At 61.5% G+C, this 278-nt stretch carries 1 protein-coding gene; it reads left to right on the top strand.

What is annotated here, in order from left to right; genetic code table 11:
• Nucleotides 1–37 precede the first annotated feature (37 nt).
• Complete coding sequence (locus tag ACVA58_RS28030) at nucleotides 38–196, top strand: four-helix bundle copper-binding protein (RefSeq protein ID WP_446513511.1); 159 nt, start codon at nucleotides 38–40, stop codon at nucleotides 194–196.
• The last annotated feature ends 82 nt before the right edge of the window (nucleotides 197–278 follow it).

The following is a 278-nucleotide window of genomic DNA, read 5'->3' as shown; positions in this document are numbered from 1 at the left end:
CGATTGCGCTGAGATCTGCGAAGCCGCCGTGGGCGTGATGGCGCGAGGCAGCGCCCAAGCCACTGCAATATGCGAGCTGTGCGCGAAAATCTGTCAAGCCTGCGCCGCCGAGTGTGCCAAGCACTCCCACGAGCACTGTCAGCAGTGCGCGCGTGCCTGCGAGACATGCGCCGACGCCTGTCGTGCCGTGCATTGAAGGTGGCATACCGGATCAATCTCGCTGATCTGTCGCACTTGTAATACGAGGGTCACGTTTCTGTCAGCCCCAGCCTTCTACA

Source organism: Photobacterium sp. DNB22_13_2, from assembly GCF_052873915.1.
Note: the sequence above shows the minus strand (reverse complement) of the source record. Positions and strands in the feature narration are given on the sequence as shown.

Coding starts and splice junctions, on each gene's coding strand:
- ACVA58_RS28030 (WP_446513511.1), top strand. CDS start 38: ATGGCGCGAGGCAGCGCCCAAGCCACTGCAATATGCGAGCTGTGCGCG.